Source organism: Klebsiella sp. Lac1 (genome assembly GCF_009825425.1).
In the GTDB taxonomy this organism is placed as follows: domain Bacteria; phylum Pseudomonadota; class Gammaproteobacteria; order Enterobacterales; family Enterobacteriaceae; genus Klebsiella; species Klebsiella electrica.
The window spans coordinates 2,882,915-2,900,459 of sequence record NZ_VJZJ01000001.1; the positions used below are offsets into that span (position 1 = coordinate 2,882,915).

Annotated in this window: 15 protein-coding genes; 2 read left to right on the top strand and 13 right to left on the bottom strand. The window is 55.7% G+C overall.

From position 1 onward, the window contains the following. Positions 1 to 4: 4 nt before the first annotated feature. Positions 5 to 1,534, bottom strand: coding sequence for an NADH-quinone oxidoreductase subunit M (gene nuoM, locus FNY10_RS14040; protein ID WP_100682773.1), 1,530 nt, complete (start codon positions 1,532 to 1,534; stop codon positions 5 to 7). Between the two features lie 65 nt (positions 1,535 to 1,599). Between nuoM and FNY10_RS14045 the strand changes: the two genes are divergently transcribed. Beyond that, positions 1,600 to 1,773, top strand: coding sequence for a hypothetical protein (locus FNY10_RS14045; RefSeq protein ID WP_160702884.1), 174 nt, complete (start codon positions 1,600 to 1,602; stop codon positions 1,771 to 1,773). A 108-nt stretch (positions 1,774 to 1,881) separates the two neighbouring features. Here the strand turns inward: FNY10_RS14045 and nuoL are convergent, their stop codons facing one another. The 12 genes from nuoL to FNY10_RS14105 form a co-directional block, all read right to left on the bottom strand. Beyond that, positions 1,882 to 3,723 (bottom strand): NADH-quinone oxidoreductase subunit L, encoded by a 1,842-nt coding sequence (gene nuoL / locus FNY10_RS14050; protein ID WP_131048216.1) that lies wholly within the window; start codon positions 3,721 to 3,723, stop codon positions 1,882 to 1,884. Then, a complete protein-coding gene (gene nuoK / locus FNY10_RS14055) occupies positions 3,720 to 4,022 on the bottom strand; it encodes an NADH-quinone oxidoreductase subunit NuoK (protein ID WP_100682775.1) in 303 nt (100 codons plus the stop codon). The genes nuoL and nuoK overlap by 4 nt, the downstream gene beginning before the upstream one ends. Next, a complete protein-coding gene (gene nuoJ, locus FNY10_RS14060) occupies positions 4,019 to 4,573 on the bottom strand; it encodes an NADH-quinone oxidoreductase subunit J (protein ID WP_100682776.1) in 555 nt (184 codons plus the stop codon). The genes nuoK and nuoJ overlap by 4 nt, the downstream gene beginning before the upstream one ends. 10 nt (positions 4,574 to 4,583) lie before the next feature. Continuing rightward, positions 4,584 to 5,126, bottom strand: coding sequence for an NADH-quinone oxidoreductase subunit NuoI (nuoI, locus tag FNY10_RS14065; RefSeq protein ID WP_004865092.1), 543 nt, complete (start codon positions 5,124 to 5,126; stop codon positions 4,584 to 4,586). A 14-nt stretch (positions 5,127 to 5,140) separates the two neighbouring features. Continuing rightward, positions 5,141 to 6,118 (bottom strand): NADH-quinone oxidoreductase subunit NuoH, encoded by a 978-nt coding sequence (gene nuoH, locus FNY10_RS14070; protein ID WP_004865093.1) that lies wholly within the window; start codon positions 6,116 to 6,118, stop codon positions 5,141 to 5,143. Then, entirely contained in the window at positions 6,115 to 8,841 is a 2,727-nt protein-coding gene (gene nuoG, locus FNY10_RS14075; RefSeq protein ID WP_141964091.1) for an NADH-quinone oxidoreductase subunit NuoG, read from the bottom strand. The genes nuoH and nuoG overlap by 4 nt, the downstream gene beginning before the upstream one ends. Before the next feature lie 85 nt (positions 8,842 to 8,926). Further along, on the bottom strand, positions 8,927 to 10,264 hold the full coding sequence (gene nuoF, locus FNY10_RS14080; protein ID WP_100682778.1) for an NADH-quinone oxidoreductase subunit NuoF: 1,338 nt from the start codon (positions 10,262 to 10,264) through the stop codon (positions 8,927 to 8,929). Continuing rightward, positions 10,261 to 10,761 (bottom strand): NADH-quinone oxidoreductase subunit NuoE, encoded by a 501-nt coding sequence (gene nuoE, locus FNY10_RS14085; RefSeq protein WP_004104075.1) that lies wholly within the window; start codon positions 10,759 to 10,761, stop codon positions 10,261 to 10,263. Before nuoE ends, nuoF begins: the two co-directional genes overlap by 4 nt. Before the next feature lie 2 nt (positions 10,762 to 10,763). After that, on the bottom strand, positions 10,764 to 12,572 hold the full coding sequence (gene nuoC / locus FNY10_RS14090) for an NADH-quinone oxidoreductase subunit C/D (RefSeq protein ID WP_100682779.1): 1,809 nt from the start codon (positions 12,570 to 12,572) through the stop codon (positions 10,764 to 10,766). Between the two features lie 90 nt (positions 12,573 to 12,662). Continuing rightward, positions 12,663 to 13,337: an NADH-quinone oxidoreductase subunit NuoB gene (nuoB, locus tag FNY10_RS14095; protein WP_002913178.1), complete on the bottom strand. Its 675-nt coding sequence runs from the start codon at positions 13,335 to 13,337 to the stop codon at positions 12,663 to 12,665. A 15-nt stretch (positions 13,338 to 13,352) separates the two neighbouring features. Further along, on the bottom strand, positions 13,353 to 13,799 hold the full coding sequence (gene nuoA / locus FNY10_RS14100) for an NADH-quinone oxidoreductase subunit NuoA (RefSeq protein WP_004865103.1): 447 nt from the start codon (positions 13,797 to 13,799) through the stop codon (positions 13,353 to 13,355). Positions 13,800 to 14,449: 650 nt separating this feature from the next. After that, a complete protein-coding gene (locus tag FNY10_RS14105) occupies positions 14,450 to 15,376 on the bottom strand; it encodes a LysR family transcriptional regulator (protein WP_100682780.1) in 927 nt (308 codons plus the stop codon). Positions 15,377 to 16,275: 899 nt separating this feature from the next. Between FNY10_RS14105 and alaA the strand changes: the two genes are divergently transcribed. After that, on the top strand, positions 16,276 to 17,496 hold the full coding sequence (alaA, locus tag FNY10_RS14110; protein WP_100682781.1) for an alanine transaminase AlaA: 1,221 nt from the start codon (positions 16,276 to 16,278) through the stop codon (positions 17,494 to 17,496). Positions 17,497 to 17,545: the final 49 nt, after the last annotated feature.

Below are 17,545 nucleotides of genomic sequence, written 5' to 3' on the forward strand. Positions count from 1 at the left end.
CGAATTACGGCCTTGTAGTAGAAACAGAATTAACAAACCACTGCTGAATGTTGCTCATCGCAGCATGCGAGGTGTCGAGAATCGGCTGCGGGAAGAAGCCCAACAGCACCAGCAGCACCACCAGCAGCAGGATGATAGACAGTTCACGCAGGGACATCCCCGGCAGATCTTTCGCCGCGACTTCGCTTTTCGCTTTACCGAAGTAGGCGCGATGCAGCATCGACAGCGAGTAAACGGAAGCGAATACCAGACCAAAGGTCGAGATCACGGTAATCAGCGGCACCACTTTATAGCTGCCGAACAGAATCATAAATTCGCCGACGAAGTTACCGGTGCCCGGCATCCCCAGGGTTGCCACGGCGAAGAACATCGACATCGCCGGCAGCCATTTAATTTTGCTCCACAGACCGCCCATCTGGCGCATATCACGGGTATGCAGACGCTCGTACAGCTGACCGCAGAGAATAAACAGACCCGCAGCGGACAGACCGTGCGCAATCATCTGAATCACCGCGCCCTGATAAGCCAGCTGGCTGCCGGTGTAGATAGCAATCAGCACGAAGCCCATGTGGGAAACGGAGGTGTAAGCAATCAGACGTTTGATATCGGTCTGGGCGAAAGCCATCCACGCGCCGTAGAAGATACCGATAACGCCCAGCCACATGGCGATTGGCGCAAACTCGGCGGAGGCGTTCGGGAACAGCGGCAGCGCAAAGCGCAGCAGACCGTAGGCCGCCGTTTTCAGCAAGATCCCCGCCAGGTCAACGGAACCGGCGGTCGGTGCCTGGGAGTGGGCATCCGGCAGCCAGCCATGCAGCGGAACCACCGGCATTTTCACCGCAAAGGCGATGAAGAAGCCGAGCATCAGCAGATATTCCACGCCGTGGGACATCGGCGTTTTCAGCAGATCTTCGTAGTTGAAGGTCCAGACGCCGGTCGCGTTGAAGTGGACAAATGCCAGCGCCAGGATGGCAATCAGCATCACCAGACCACTCGCCTGGGTATAGATGAAGAACTTGGTTGCCGCCGTGATACGCGTTTTACCGTCAGACGCCTTATGGCCCCACAACGCGATCAGGAAGTACATCGGCACCAGCATCATCTCCCAGAAGAAGAAGAACAGGAACATGTCGATGGCAAGGAACACGCCGATAACGCCGCCCAGGATCCACATCAGGTTGAGGTGGAAAAAGCCCTGGTATTTCTCGATTTCGCGCCACGAACACAGCACCGCCAGCACGCCAAGCAGACCGGTCAGCACCACCATCAGCAGCGACAGGCCGTCGATAGCAAGATGAATGCTAATACCGAAGCGTGGGATCCACGGCATCACGAATTCAGACTGCCACTGCGGAATGCCCGCAGATTGCGTCAGAGAATAGCCGCCCTGCAGCCACAACTGCAGCGAGAGCACCAGCGTCAGCCCCATGGTAATCAGCGCAATCCAGCGCGGCACCTTCACGCCAAAGCGTTCAGTCTGCCAGCACAGAAACCCGCCGATAAAGGGGATTAGTATTAACCAGGGTAATAACATAGCTAAGTATGTCCCTTATATTTATCCTGCTCAGGCGACCTTGCTTGCCCGCCCGAATCCTGCCAGTGTCCACACAAAACGCCTCGCGTTTTGAACGTCCTGAGGACGGCCCCGAAGGGATGAACGTTGCGAAACATCCTCACGTACTCAGTACGCTCCGGCTGCTGCGCGCTGGCGGTATCCGGCCTGACTTCGCCGATGACGCCTGTACTTCAGGAACAGATTTCAACGAATTCTAAAAATTTTTTTGGGTTCATTATGTCGGATGGCGCTTCGCTTATCCGACCTACGGTGCCGTAGGCCCGGCTAGCGCAACACCGCCGGGCAAAACAACCCAACCCACAAACTCAGCGCAGTACCATCAGCAGCGCCAGCACGACAACCGCGCCGATGCTCATGGATGCCACATACCAGCGTAAATATCCGTTCTCGCTGAACAGCAGACCTTTGCCTGCAAAGCGGGAGAGAATAGCCGGAATGTTCATCATTGAGTTCAGCGGATCGCTCTTCAGCAGCCACGCGATGCCGAGGAATGGTTTCACGAACACTTTGTCGTACAACCAGTCGAAGCCCCATGCGTTGTACCACCAGGTACCCAGCAGACGGCCCGGAGCGCTGTTGGCAACCGCAGTCACCAGCGTGCGTTGACCCAGCCACAGCCAGGCGGCGATCAGAATACCGGCAATGGCGATAATCCCGGAGGCAATCTCCAGCGTCATCACGCGGCCGTGCTCAAGTTCGGTTGTCTGCGGCAATACGCCCTGCAGCGGCGGAACAATCAGCGCGCCAACGAAGGTCGACAGAATCAGCAGCACAATCAGCGGCAGGTGGTGGGTAATCCCCTTCCCTGCATGCGCATGGATTTGCTCTTTGCCGTGGAAGACGATGAAGATCATCCGGAAGGTATAGAGCGAGGTCATAAATGCGCCGACCAGACCCGCAACCATCAGATTGATATGGCCATTCGCCATCGCGCCAGCGAGGATTTCGTCCTTACTGAAGAAGCCTGCGGTGATGAGCGGCAGTGCGGACAGCGCCGCGCCCCCCACCAGGAAGCAGACATACACCAGCGGGATCGACTTACGCAGGCCGCCCATTTTGAAGATGTTCTGCTCGTGGTGGCAGGCCAGAATGACCGAACCGGACGAGAGGAACAGCAGCGCTTTAAAGAACGCGTGGGTCATCAGGTGGAAAATCGCCGCATCCCATGCCTGTACGCCGAGCGCCAGGAACATGTAGCCAATCTGGCTCATGGTGGAATAAGCGAGAACGCGTTTGATATCGGTCTGAACCAGCGCAGCAAAGCCTGCCAGCACCAGCGTCACCGCCCCGACGATACCGACCAGATGGAGAATTTCCGGGGTCATCAGGAACAGGCCATGGGTACGGGCGATCAGGTAGACGCCCGCGGTTACCATGGTCGCGGCGTGGATCAAGGCAGAAACCGGCGTCGGACCGGCCATGGCGTCCGCAAGCCAGGTCTGCAACGGCAGCTGCGCCGATTTACCGACCGCGCCGCCCAGCAGCATCAGCGTTGCCCACCACAGCATATTGTTGCCGGCTGCAAAGTGCGCAGGCGCCAGTTCGACCATTTCGCGGAAGTTCAGGGTGCCCAGCTCGTTGTAGAGAATGAACAGCGCGAACGCGAGGAACACGTCACCGACGCGGGTGACCACGAAGGCTTTCATCGCCGCGGCGCCGTTCTTCGGATCGGTGTAGTAGAAACCGATCAGCAGATAGGAGCACAGGCCCACGCCTTCCCAGCCGAGGTACATCAGCAGCAGGTTATCGGCCAGTACCAGCACCACCATACTCGCGATAAACAGGTTGGTGTAGGCGAAAAAGCGGGAGTATCCCTCTTCACCGCGCATATACCAGGAGGCGAACATGTGGATCAGGAAGCCAACGCCGGTCACCACGGAAAGCATGGTCAGCGAGAGACCATCCAGCACCAGGTTAAAACCAATGTTGAAATCCCCCACCGACATCCAGGTCCACAGCGGTACGCTGACCGCCTGTTTGCCGTTAGCGAAGAAGTCGACGCCGACAAACGCGGTCACCAGCGCCGCCAGGCCGACTGACCCCATTCCCACGGTGGCGGACAGGTTTTCCGACCAGCGTCCGCGGGAAAAGGCCAGCAGCACAAAGCCAATCAATGGCAAAAGAATGGTTAAGGCAAGCATGTTCATCCACGCAACTCACTTACTGAATCGATGTTCAGGTTCTGGCGGCGACGATGGAGCTGCAGCAGCAGCGCCAGGCCGATACTCGCTTCCGCAGCCGCGAGGCTGATGGCGAGGATATACATTATCTGACCGTCGGTCTGACCCCAGTAGCTGCCTGCCACCACGAAAGCCAGCGCGGCGGCGTTGATCATGATTTCCAGGCTAATCAGCATAAACAGCAGATTGCGGCGGATAACCAGACCCGTCAGGCCGAGCACAAACAGGACAGCGGCGAGGATCAGCCCATGTGTTAAGGGAATCATGCGTGTTCCTCCGTTTTTCTTTTGTCGCTATCGCCCTGACGGTTGCTCAGCACTTCGCCGGCGCGCTCTTCGCGGCCAATGTGGAAGGCAACAACCAGACCGGCCAGCAGCAGCATGGAGGCCAGCTCCACCACCAGTACGTACGGCCCAAACAGCGCAATACCCACTTCTTTCGCGCTTATCGCGTTGCCTTCAATGCCCTGATCGTTAAGACCGAGGATGGCATACACCATAACCACCAGCAGCACCGCAGAGAGGATGGCCGGACCAATCCAGATCCCCGGCTGCAGCCACTTGCGTTCCTGCTCGATTTCGCTGCCGCCCAGGTTGAGCATCATCACCACGAACACGAACAGCACCATGATGGCCCCGGCGTAGACGATAATTTCCAGCGCACCGGCAAAGTAGGCCCCCAGAGAGAAGAACACTCCGGCAATCGCCAACAGCGAAATAATCAGGTACAGCAACGCATGCACCGGATTGGTGTGGGTGATGACCCGCAGCGTCGCGAGGATGGCGATGAGGCCACAGATATAAAAAGCGAATTCCATTGCCCTCTCCTTACGGTAACAGGCTCTTGACGTCGATAGGCTTAGCTTCGTTCTCTGCTTCGCCCTTATCTTTGCCGTCGATTGCCATACCCGCCATCCGGTAGAAGTTATATTCCGGGTATTTGCCCGGACCGGAAATCAGCAGATCCTCTTTTTCGTACACCAGATCCTGACGCTTGTATTCACCCAGTTCGAAGTCCGGGGTCAACTGAATCGCCGTGGTCGGGCACGCTTCTTCACACAGACCGCAGAAAATGCAGCGTGAGAAGTTGATACGGAAAAACTCCGGGTACCAGCGGCCGTCTTTGGTCTCTGCTTTCTGCAAAGAGATACAGCCTACCGGACACGCTACCGCACACAGGTTACAGGCAACGCAGCGCTCCTCACCGTCCGGGTCGCGCGTCAGCACGATACGGCCACGGTAGCGCGGCGGCAGATATACCGGCTCTTCCGGGTACATCTGGGTCTCACGTTTGGCGAAGGCATGCATCCCGATCATCCAGATACTGCGGACCTGGGTGCCGAACCCCACCAATAATTCTTTTAAGGTCATGGTCAATTCACCCCTTATTGCGCCTGCCAGAGAATGACAGCCGCCGTTACCAACAAGTTGATCAGCGTTAACGGCAGGCATACCTTCCAGCCAAAGGACATTACCTGGTCATAGCGCGGACGCGGTAATGATGCGCGGATCAAAATGAACATCATCATAAAGAACGCGGTTTTCAGCGCGAACCAGATGAACGGAGGTAACCATGGGCCATTCCAGCCGCCGAAGAACAGCGTGACGATCAGCGCTGAGACGGTGACAATCCCGATGTATTCACCAACAAAGAACAGACCGAACTTCATGCCGGAATATTCGATGTGATAACCATCGGCCAGTTCCTGCTCGGCTTCCGGCTGGTCAAACGGGTGACGGTGACAAACCGCAACGCCGGCGATAGCAAAGGTGACAAAGCCGAAGAACTGCGGAATCACGTTCCACAGATGCGCCTGGTTATTGACGATATCGCTCATGTTGAACGATCCCGCCTGTGCCACCACGCCCATCAGCGACAGACCGAGGAACACTTCGTAGCTCAGGGTCTGCGCGGAAGCACGCATCGCCCCCAGCAGCGAGTATTTGTTGTTACTCGACCAACCGGCGAACAGCACGGCGTAAACCGCGAGGCCTGCCATCATCAGGAAGAACAGGATGCCGATGTTCAGGTCGGCGACCACCCACGTCGGGCTGACCGGCACGATAGCAAACGCCAGCAGCAGGGAGGTAAAGGCGATAACCGGCGCCAGAGTAAAGATCACGCGGTCTGTAAAGCGCGGAACCCAGTCCTCTTTAAAGAACATCTTGATCATGTCGGCGACGAGCTGCAGCGAGCCGCCCCAGCCGACACGGTTTGGTCCGTAGCGGTTCTGGAACAGACCCAGCAGACGACGTTCGCCAAAGCTCATGAACGCGCCGCAGGTCACCACCACCAGCAGAATCACCACTGCCTTGAGGATGCTTAACAGAATGTCGATGAGATCCGGTGTTAACCAACTCATGCTTTCGCCTCCTGCAGAGTGTCAATACGTGCTCCGGTCAGTACCGGCGCAATACCCGGCATGCCCATCGGTAAACCCACCTGCCCTGCCGTCAGTCCCGCAGAAATCACCAGCGGGAGACTGAGCGTCTGACCGTCAATGCGGAACGAAATCATCGCGCCCTCATTGACGCCAAGCTTCGCGGCATCGGCCGGGTTCAGCTTGATGTACGGCTGCGGCATGCGGCTCTGGAAGACCGGAGAACGCTGCGACAGCTCATCGCTGCCGAACAGATGGTAGTACGGCGCAATCCGCCATTTTCCTGCTTCAGCCTGGAAGCCTGTCGGCACTGCGGTAAAGTACTCAAGACCGCTGGCGGAAGCTTCAATCAGGCGTACGCCCGGATCGCCGTGGCGCAGTTTACCGCCCACTTCATCCTGGAACTTGTTCCACGCCTGCGGTGAGTTCCAGCCTGGGGCCCAGGCGAACGGAATTTGCGAGCGCGGCGCAGACGGCTGGTTGTTCCCTTCCATCGAGAAGGCGAACATGGTGTCTTTATCCTGCGGCTGGCGCGGTTCATGCACGCTGATATTGGCGCGCATTGCCGTGCGGCCGCTATAACGATGCGGTTCGCGAGCCAGTTTCTGCCCGCGGATACGGAAGGTCGCGTCCGGCGCGGCATCTTTAATACCCGCCAGCTGCGGCAGCTTAGCAATAGCGGCATCAATCACATGATCCAGCTGCGTCCAGTCAACCTGACGGTTGTCGACGGTGCTGTGCAGCGAGTGCAGCCAACGCCAGCTTTCCAGCATCACGGTATTCGCATCGTAGTAAGACGGGTCGTAGACCTGGAAGAAACGCTGCGCGCGCCCTTCGTTATTGACCACGGTTCCGTCGCTTTCGGCGAAACTCGCCGCCGAAAGCACCAGGTGCGCTTTGTCCATAATCGCCGTGCGCTGATGGTCAACCACCATCACCAGCGGCGCTTTGGCCAGCGCGGCGTCAACGCGCGCGGCGGAAGCGTGACGATGCAGATCGTTTTCCAGCACCACAACCGCATCGGCGGCGCCGGTTTCCAGCTCGCTCAGCGCCTCTTCCAGAGAGCCGCCGCCAATCATGCCGAGACCGACGCTGTTCACCGCACGCGCGACCATCGTCACACCGACATCGGCGCCACGGCCTTTCAGCGCTTTCGCCACGTTGGCCGCTGCCTGGATAATCTCAATGCTGCCAGCGTTAGTCCCGGAGACAATCAGCGGTTTCTTCGCCCCGGCCAGCGCCTGAACGATCACGTCAATTTTGCCTTTCAGATCGCTGCTCAGTCCGTCCACCGCCGGAGCGGTTTCGTCCAGCGCATGGGCAATGGCAAAGCCCAGACGCGCCTGATCTTCCACCGGCGCGCGATAGGTCCACGCAGCGACATCGTCAAGACGGGTGTCGTCAATATTGGTGACAAACAGCGGATGCTTCGCGCGTTGACCGATGTTGAGGATTGCGGCTATCTGCCAGTCGGCGACTTTCTGCGCCGCCGCCATTTCACGCGCTTTCCCTTTCACCGCCTGACGTACGGCGAGCGCGACGCGGGCGCCGGTCTGGGTAATATCTTCCCCGAGTACCAGAACCGCATCGTAGGACTCAATGTCGCGCAGCGTCGGGGTATGAATACCGCCATCGCGCAGCACGGTCAGCATCATCTGCAGACGTTCCTGCTCAGCCTTCGCAATGCCGGTATAGAAGTTCTCAACGCCCACCAGCTCGCGCAACGCAAAGTTGCTTTCAATGCTGGCGCGCGGCGAGCCGATACCAATCACCTTTTTCGACTGACGCAGAATATCCGCCGCGCCCTGCATCGCCTGCTCGGCGTTGAGAGTGATGAAGTCATCGCCACGGCGCTGAACCGGCTGACGCGGACGGTCTTTCAGGTTCACATAGCCATAGCCAAAACGGCCGCGGTCGCAGAGGAAGTAACGGTTAACGGTACCGTTGTAACGGTTTTCGATACGACGCAGCTCGCCATAGCGCTCGCCCGGGCTGATGTTACAGCCGATGGAACACTGCTGGCAGATGCTCGGCGCAAACTGCATATCCCATTTACGGTTATAGCGCTCGGAGTGCGTTTTATCGGTAAAGACGCCGGTCGGGCAGACTTCAACCAGGTTGCCGGAGAATTCGCTCTCCAGCGTGCCATCTTCCGGACGACCGAAATAGACGTTGTCATGCGCACCGTAAACGCCCAGGTCGGTACCGTCAGCGTAATCTTTGTAGTAACGCACGCAGCGATAGCAGGCGATGCAGCGGTTCATTTCGTGAGAGATGAACGGCCCCAGGTCCTGGTTGCGGTGAGTACGCTTGGTGAAACGGTAGCGGCGGAAGCTGTGACCGGTCATCACGGTCATATCCTGCAGGTGGCAGTTGCCCCCCTCCTCACAGACCGGGCAGTCGTGCGGGTGGTTGGTCATCAGCCACTCCACCACGCTTTCGCGGAACTGCTTCGCTTCGCCGTCGTCGATAGAAATAAAGGTGCCGTCAGACGCCGGTGTCATACAGGACATCACCAGGCGACCACGCGTGTCTTCCGCGTTTTGATATTGCTTCACCGCACACTGGCGGCAAGCACCGACGCTCCCGAGCGCCGGGTGCCAGCAAAAGTATGGAATATCAAGACCAAGAGAGAGACAGGCCTCTAACAGGTTGTCCGCTCCGTTGACCTCGTATTCTTTGCCGTCTACATGAATCGTAGCCATTAGCATGCTTCCAAATTAAAAAATCGTTACCACTTTGTCGTTCAGGCCGCCGCGTTGGCGCCGCCTGAACGAGCTTGTGGAGACATTACCAGCGCGTCTTAAGCAGGTTCGGCTGAATCCCGTTGATAGCATGGGTATTACTGAACTGCTGCTTAATGCCTGCTTCGAATTCGTCGCGGAAATATTTAATGGCGCTCTGCAGCGGTTCTACCGCACCTGGCGCATGCGCACAGAAGGTTTTGCCCGGACCAAGGAACCGACACAGTTGCTCAAGTGTCTCGATATCACCCGGCTGGCCTTCACCGCGCTCCAGAGCGCGCAGAATTTTCACGCTCCACGGCAGACCGTCACGGCACGGTGTGCACCAACCGCAGGACTCGCGGGCAAAGAACTCTTCCAGGTTGCGCACCAGCGATACCATGCCAATCTCATGGTCAACGGCCATCGCCAGCGCGGTACCCAGACGGCTTCCCGCTTTACCAATACTTTCGAATTCCATCGGCAGGTCAAGATGCGCTTCGGTCAGGAAGTCGGTCCCCGCGCCGCCCGGCTGCCAGGCCTTAAACTTCAGGCCATCACGCATGCCGCCGGCATAATCTTCCAGAATCTCGCGCGCGGTGGTGCCGAACGGCAGTTCCCAGACGCCCGGATTTTTCACCCGGCCAGAGAAGCCCATCAGCTTGGTACCGGCATCTTTGCTGGTAGAAATGTTCTGATACCACTCGACGCCGTTGGCCAGAATCGCCGGGACGTTACACAGGGTTTCCACGTTGTTGACGCAGGTCGGTTTCCCCCACACGCCGGAGCTCGCCGGGAACGGCGGCTTGGAGCGCGGGTTGGCGCGACGGCCTTCGAGGGAGTTAATCAGCGCGGTTTCTTCACCGCAGATATAACGCCCTGCCCCGGTGTGGACGAACAGTTCGAAATCAAAACCGGTGCCGAGAATGTTTTTGCCCAGCAGACCGGCTTCGGTCGCTTCGGCGATCGCGCGGCGTAAATGCGCCGCCGCTTCAATATATTCGCCGCGCAGGAAGATGTAGCCGCGGTACGCTTTCAGCGCAAACGCGGAAATCAGCATGCCTTCCACCAGCAGGTGCGGCAGTTGCTCCATCAGCAGACGGTCTTTATAGGTGCCCGGCTCCATCTCATCGGCGTTACACAGCAGGTAACGAATGTTCATGGATTCGTCTTTCGGCATCAGGCTCCACTTCAGACCGGTGGAAAAGCCCGCGCCGCCGCGTCCTTTCAGACCGGCGTCTTTCACCTGATTGACTATCTCATCCGGCGCCAGGCCCAGCAGCGCCTTACGCGCGCCGGCATAGCCGTTTTTGCTCTGATACTCTTCCAGCCATACCGGCTGTTTATCATCGCGCAGTCGCCAGGTCAGCGGATGCGTTTCGGGAGTGCGGATCACTGTCTTCATTTATACCGCTCCAACAGGTCAGGAATCGCCTCCGGCGTCAGATAACTATGAGTATCCTCATCAATCATCATCGTCGGTCCCTTGTCGCAGTTGCCCAGACAGCAGGTCGGCAGCAGAGTGAAGCGGCCATCAAAGGTAGTTTGACCCGGTTTGATGTCGAGCTTTTTCTCGATAGCCGACTGAATGCCCTGGAAGCCGGTGATATGGCAAACCACGCTATCGCAATAGCGGATCACGTGACGGCCAACCGGCTGGCGGAAGATCTGGCTGTAGAAAGTGGCTACCCCTTCCACGTCGCTTGCCGGGATACCCAGTACGTCGGCGATCGCGTAGATCGCGCCATCCGGCACCCAGCCGCGCTGTTTCTGAACGATCTTCAGCGCTTCGATGGACGCCGCACGCGGGTCTTCATAGTGGTGCTTCTCGTGCTCAATGGCCTCACGCTCTGCCGCACTCAGCTCAAAAGCCTCGGTTTGTGGTTGTTGATTCTCGTGCATAATTAGCGGTCCACGTCTGACATAACAAAATCGATACTACCCAGATAAACGATCAGGTCGGATACCAGGCTGCCGCGAATCGCCGACGGGATCTGCTGCAGGTGCGCATAGCTCGGCGTGCGGATACGGGTACGATAGCTCATGGTGCTGCCGTCGCTGGTCAGGTAGTAACTGTTGATACCCTTCGTCGCTTCTATCATCTGGAAGGATTCGTTGGCCGGCATGACCGGGCCCCAGGAAACCTGCAGGAAGTGCGTAATCAGGGTTTCGATATGCTGCAGCGTGCGCTCTTTCGGCGGCGGCGTCGTCAGCGGGTGATCCGCTTTGAACGGGCCTTCAGGCATGTTATCGAGACACTGCTGAAGAATGCGCAGGCTCTGGCGCAGTTCTTCGACTTTCAGCATCACGCGGGTATAGCAGTCAGAGATACCGCCACCGGTTGGCACTTCAAAGTCAAAGTTTTCATAGCCAGAATAGGGGCGCCATTTACGCACGTCGAAGCCGATCCCCGTTGCGCGCAGGCCGGCACCGGTGGTGCCCCACTCCAGCGCTTCTTTGGCGTTATAGGCGGCAACGCCTTTCGAACGGCCAATCAGAATGGTGTTGCGCAGCGCGGCTTTCTCGTAAGAATCCAGACGTTTTGGCATCCACTCAAGGAATTCGCGCAGCAGGCGATCCCAGCCGCGCGGCAGGTCGTGCGCGACGCCGCCGATGCGGAACCACGCCGGGTGCATACGGAAACCGGTAATCGCTTCCACCAGATCGTAGATCTTCTGCCGGTCGGTAAAGGCAAAGAACACCGGCGTCATCGCGCCGACGTCCTGAATAAAGGTGGAGATGTACAGCAGGTGGCTGTTAATGCGGAACAGCTCAGAGAGCATCACGCGAATCACATTCACGCGATCCGGTACGGTGATCCCCGCCAGCTTTTCCACCGCCAGCACGTACGGCATCTCATTGACACAGCCGCCAAGGTATTCGATACGGTCGGTATACGGAATGTAGCTGTGCCAGGACTGACGTTCGCCCATCTTCTCCGCACCACGGTGGTGGTAGCCGATGTCCGGTACGCAGTCGACAATCTCTTCGCCATCAAGCTGCAGGATAATACGGAAAGCACCGTGGGCAGACGGGTGGTTCGGGCCGAGGTTGAGGAACATGAAGTCCTCGTTTTCGGTCCCGCGCTTCATGCCCCACGCTTCCGGCTTAAAGGTCAGCGCTTCCATTTCCAGATCCTGCTTGGCTTTAGTCAGCTCAAACGGATCGAACTCGGTGGCGCGTGCCGGGTAGTCTTTACGCAGCGGATGGCCTTCCCAGGTCGGCGGCATCATGATGCGCGTCAGGTGCGGGTGGCCTTCGATATCAATACCGAACATTTCCCACGTTTCGCGCTCATACCAGTTGGCATTCGGGAACAGTTTGGTAAAAGTCGGCACGCGCAGATCGTTTTCGGACAATGCTACCTTGAGCATAATGTCACGATTGCGTTCAATGGAGATCAGATGATAGAAAACGGAAAAATCCGCGGCGGGGAGCCCGTCACGGTGGGTACGCAGACGTTCGTCCATCCCATGCAGATCGAACAGCATGACGTAAGGTTTCGGCAATTTCTTCAGGAAATCACCCACCTCCAGCAGCTGTTCGCGCTTGACCCAGACCACCGGAACGCCGGTGCGGGTAGGTTGAACGGTAAAGGCATCCGGCCCAAAACGATTGCGCAGTTCGCCGATCACCGGGTCATCAAGGTGATCGCGGGTTTGCCAGGCTGGTGCGGCGTCATGCGCATGTAAATCGGTCATATTGTTCACCATTGCAAAAGGTCCGTGGTGACTGCCGGGCGAGGCTTCGCTGCTTTAGTAGATTGATTTGCGAAGTGTTATTCCGCCGCCCGCAGGCGCAAGTTAAATCTCGTCCGGTGTCCGCAGATTGGTCACTGCAATGCGTTCACCACGTTTACGCTCGCGTTCCGACTGCATGTTGGCGCGGTATACGCCCTGATCGCCAACCACCCACGAGAGCGGGCGACGTTCTTTACCAATAGACTCCTGCAGCAGCATCAGCGCCTGCATATACGCTTCCGGACGCGGCGGACAGCCCGGGATGTAAACATCAACCGGAATAAACTTGTCCACACCCTGGACGACAGAATAAATATCGTACATCCCGCCGGAGTTGGCGCAGGCGCCCATGGAGATAACCCACTTAGGCTCCAGCATCTGGTCATACAAACGCTGAATGACCGGCGCCATTTTGGTGAAGCAGGTACCAGCGACAACCATCAGGTCCGCCTGACGAGGAGAAGCACGCAGTACCTCGGCGCCAAAACGCGCAACGTCATGCACCGCAGTGAATGACGTTACCATTTCAACGTAGCAGCATGACAGGCCGAAGTTGTAGGGCCAGATTGAGTTCTTGCGGCCCCAGTTCACCATGTCATGCAGCGCATGTTCGAGTTTCCCCATATACACGCTTTTATTGACTTCTTGCTCCAGGGGGTCAGTTACGATCTCCTGTTTCTGCAGGGGGTAACGGTCGTTCTCACCGTTAGGATCTATGCGGGTGAGCGTATAATCCATCTTATTGCCTCGCTTTTACTGCATATGACGGTTAGTGGGACTGTCTGTTTCTGAATTAACCAGCGTGCGACGGGAACGCGCAGGCGTCCAGTCCAGTGCGCCGATACGAACGAGGTAAACCAGACCTGCCAGTAGCACTAAAATGAAAATTGCGGCTTCCACAAAGCCGACCCAGCCGCTTTCGCGGATAGAAGTCGACCATGCGTAGAGATACAGAGCTTCCACGTCGAAGATAACGAAGAACATGGCAACCAGATAAAACTTCGCAGAAAGACGTAAGCGAGCCGAACCAACGGAGTCGATCCCCGATTCAAACGGCGTGTTCTTGCTACGCGCGCGCGCGCGACCGCCGAGGTACCAGCCCCCGACAAGCATCAGGCAGCACAGGCCGATGGCAATGATGAGAAATATAGCGAATGCCCAATGATGAGCGATGACTTCAGTGGATGTTGACATACGCATTGCTTAACCAAAAAAGTGTAGCGCTAAACCCTCTGCTCTTGCTGGCAGATGAACGCCACAGCGTTTCACGGGGAGGAATAAAAAAATAACCTTGCAAAAAAGCGTCCCTACTTAGCGTAGAAGGCTGTATGCGGTGGCTTTTTACCCCTTTCTTTAACCTTTTGTCAACTTCAACAAAAGTTTTAACAACATTAATTTACATTAGATTTTTTTCATTAACATTAAATGCCCTTTTATGCGAAATAACCTTGCATACAAACCGGATTTAGTGTTGTTGAATCGTGTCCGTTTATGTTGTAAATCAAAATTACCCGTCTATTTTGACAGGATTTAGCCTCGATTCCTCCCCCTAAGGAGGGGTATTTTTTTGATCTGTGACACGATTTTGTTAATTAAACCTATAAAACGGCAACAATCTAGACGGTTTTTTAACATTAGCATGAAGTATTGAAAGTGCTGGGAAAAGTCGGGGAGCAAGCGCCGCATCAAATGCAACTTATTGATAAGTATGAAAATAAAACGAAAAAATATTAAAAACCCCTGTAAAATAAGAAAAAAAAGAACCGCACGGCATAATTCAAACCTTAGCGGCTCTTTTTTGCACTTACAATTTGTTACCAGCTTTTTGTGATCTGTGTAACTAACTCCACTCAGGAAATGAGGGAATTATCTCCCCCTTCAGGGGTAAACGCAGGCTCAGACGACCAGGGGCGATAATCCTGGCTCAGCGACTGGAAAATAGCCTGCGCCGACTCGCTTATCTTGTACGCATTGCAGCTCAGCACATATTGCGTATCCGCCAGAGCAGGAAGCCCCTCATTCTTACCGACAACCCGCAGCTCGGGGCTCATCATTTCTACCGGACGGGCGGTAACCCCCAGCCCTGCCTTTACCGCCGCTTTAACGCCCGCAAGCGTCGAGGCGGAATGGGCCAGATGCCACGGTGCGCTGGCGGCATTCAGCGCGGCAATGATCTCCTCACGAAACGGACCCGGCTCTTCCAGCAGGATCAGCGGGATCGTCTCCTGCCGCGGCACCACATAATCGGCAGCGCAGTACCATAGGGTTGGCGAAGTGCGCAGTATCAGCGTATCGAATTCCGCCGTCTGGTGAGTCGTCAGCGCGAGATCAATCGCGCCGCTCGCCAGCATAGCCACCGCCTCAGCATGCTTAAGAACCTTAATTTCCAGCGTCAGTTTCGGGTAGAAGCTGCCGATCCGGTTCAACAAAAACGGTAAAATAGTCTCGGCTGTTTCATCAGATGCGCCAATCGTTAAGATCCCTTGCAGGCTGCTGAACATCAGCGACATGCAGGCTTCATCATTAAAACGCAGGATTTTGCGGGCGTAGCCCAGCAGTTGAATACCCTGCTCGGTCAGCAATTTATTGCGCCCATGACGGGCAAAGAGCTCTTTGCCGACCAGTTGTTCCAGACGTTGCATCTGTTGGCTTACGGCAGACTGAGTCCGGCATACCGCCGCTGCAGCGGCGGCAAAAGTATTCAGATCGGCGACAGCAACGAAGGTTCTCAGCAGATCCAGGTCGAGATTCAGTATCGGACGATTTGCATTTATCATATTTGTTCACTTACAGGTGGCGAATGCGAACCTGCCTTGTTGACGCTGTGCTCCAGGTTTCCGGCTATTCCTTGAGCCTTGTGCCATTCACAAACGGAATGTGCATCTGGACGAACGTTATTGCATGTGAAAGTACTCGCCCGCAGCAAGTGCGCGAAACGTCTGAGTCATATATTGTCCGTAGTTCTACGCTTTCTATTACACCGTTCTGATACACCGTTCTGATTTCTGTGATGTTCTTCAAAAAAGTTCTCTACGGCAAGGATGAGGTCATCGCCCCTCATCACAGCCATTGTAAAAAGCGAAAAAAACAAAAAAAAAATCCTGCAATAACAATATATTAATAGCTTAACCTGCGAAAAAACAGGCTCTTAATCGATATTAACGCAGGTATCGTAACCGAAAACCGAATTATTTATAAGGTCTAATCATTATTATTAAAGCCAATTTTAAATTTTTTTTCATGACTTTAATTTAATTAACAAAAAGAAAATCCCGAATTGTGAAAAATAAAATCTTTTTAATTAATTAAATATTCTTATTAAGCATATTTAACATTACCGTTACAGCCACCGCGCTTTACCTGTTATACGCCTTTTCATCCCCCCTGAGCATCCTGCGAAAAAAATAATCGCTGGCGCCACGCCCCAGGAGAATAAACCATATAAATGTTCACGAAATAGCGAAAACAACACCATTATTGACCATTAAAGCAGCCATTAAAGGCATATTCTATAAAAGACAAAGGCAATCACCAGCCAAATCAATTAAACCAAAAAAATCACATAAGCAAAATCTTCTCCTGTTAACCCTTCAAAACCTCGGGGATGAAGAGTACATTGTTCCGTGCTGACTTCCACGGCAGGGAGTGGCGATAACAGCTAAAAGGTCAAAGATTCATGTCCCCTATCGAAAAATCCAGCAAGTTAGATAACGTCTGTTACGACATCCGCGGCCCGGTTCTGAAAGAGGCAAAACGCCTTGAAGAAGAAGGCAATAAAGTCCTGAAACTGAACATCGGCAACCCGGCGCCGTTTGGCTTTGACGCCCCCGACGAAATCCTTGTTGATGTTATTCGCAATCTGCCTACCGCTCAGGGTTATTGTGACTCTAAAGGCCTCTACTCGGCGCGGAAGGCTATCATGCAGCACTATCAGGCGCGCGGTATGCGCGATGTGACGGTCGAAGATATTTATATCGGTAACGGCGTCTCAGAACTGATCGTTCAGGCCATGCAGGCGCTGCTGAACAGCGGCGATGAAATGCTGGTTCCGGCACCGGATTATCCGCTGTGGACTGCCGCCGTCTCGCTCTCCAGCGGGAAAGCAGTGCACTATCTGTGCGATGAATCCGCCGACTGGTTTCCGGACCTTGACGACATTCGCGCAAAAATCACCCCGCGCACGCGCGGCATCGTGATTATCAACCCGAACAACCCTACCGGTGCGGTGTACTCGAAAGAGCTGCTGATGGAGATCGTTGAGCTTGCCCGCCAGCACAACCTGATCATTTTCGCCGATGAAATCTACGACAAGATCCTCTACGACGAAGCCCAGCACCATTCGATCGCCGCGCTGGCTCCCGACCTGCTGACAGTGACCTTTAACGGCCTGTCCAAGACCTACCGCGTTGCCGGTTTTCGCCAGGGCTGGATGGTACTGAACGGGCCGAAAAAGCACGCAAAAGGCTATATCGAAGGTCTGGAGATGCTGGCGTCTATGCGCCTGTGCGCTAACGTACCGGCACAGCACGCAATTCAAACCGCCTTAGGCGGCTATCAGAGCATCAGCGAGTTTATCGTTCCCGGTGGCAGACTGTACGAACAGCGCAACCGCGCATGGGAGTTGATCAACGAGATCCCCGGCGTTTCCTGCGTGAAGCCGCAAGGCGCGCTGTACATGTTCCCGAAAATCGATGCGAAGCGCTTTAATATTCACGATGACCAGAAAATGGTGCTCGACTTCCTGCTGCAGGAAAAAGTCCTGTTGGTTCAGGGAAGCGCCTTTAACTGGCCATGGCCGGATCACGTGCGTATTGTCACCCTCCCGCGTGAGGACGATCTGGAAATGGCGATTTCTCGCTTTGGTCGCTTCCTCTCCGGCTATCACCAGCACGGATAAGTGTTACCCGGCCGCCGGTATTTGCATCCGGCGGCAATCCCTGCGCACA

Excerpts from the sequence above, each read along its gene's own strand:
- nuoM (WP_100682773.1), bottom strand. The coding sequence starts at position 1,534 with ATGTTATTACCCTGGTTAATACTAATCCCCTTTATCGGCGGGTTTCTG.
- nuoE (WP_004104075.1), bottom strand. The coding sequence starts at position 10,761 with ATGCACGAGAATCAACAACCACAAACCGAGGCTTTTGAGCTGAGTGCG.
- nuoI (WP_004865092.1), bottom strand. The coding sequence starts at position 5,126 with ATGACCTTAAAAGAATTATTGGTGGGGTTCGGCACCCAGGTCCGCAGT.
- nuoH (WP_004865093.1), bottom strand. The coding sequence starts at position 6,118 with ATGAGTTGGTTAACACCGGATCTCATCGACATTCTGTTAAGCATCCTC.
- nuoA (WP_004865103.1), bottom strand. The coding sequence starts at position 13,799 with ATGCGTATGTCAACATCCACTGAAGTCATCGCTCATCATTGGGCATTC.
- nuoB (WP_002913178.1), bottom strand. The coding sequence starts at position 13,337 with ATGGATTATACGCTCACCCGCATAGATCCTAACGGTGAGAACGACCGT.
- nuoF (WP_100682778.1), bottom strand. The coding sequence starts at position 10,264 with ATGAAGACAGTGATCCGCACTCCCGAAACGCATCCGCTGACCTGGCGA.
- nuoJ (WP_100682776.1), bottom strand. The coding sequence starts at position 4,573 with ATGGAATTCGCTTTTTATATCTGTGGCCTCATCGCCATCCTCGCGACG.
- nuoC (WP_100682779.1), bottom strand. The coding sequence starts at position 12,572 with ATGGTGAACAATATGACCGATTTACATGCGCATGACGCCGCACCAGCC.
- nuoK (WP_100682775.1), bottom strand. The coding sequence starts at position 4,022 with ATGATTCCCTTAACACATGGGCTGATCCTCGCCGCTGTCCTGTTTGTG.
- nuoL (WP_131048216.1), bottom strand. The coding sequence starts at position 3,723 with ATGAACATGCTTGCCTTAACCATTCTTTTGCCATTGATTGGCTTTGTG.
- FNY10_RS14105 (WP_100682780.1), bottom strand. The coding sequence starts at position 15,376 with ATGATAAATGCAAATCGTCCGATACTGAATCTCGACCTGGATCTGCTG.
- alaA (WP_100682781.1), top strand. The coding sequence starts at position 16,276 with ATGTCCCCTATCGAAAAATCCAGCAAGTTAGATAACGTCTGTTACGAC.
- nuoG (WP_141964091.1), bottom strand. The coding sequence starts at position 8,841 with ATGGCTACGATTCATGTAGACGGCAAAGAATACGAGGTCAACGGAGCG.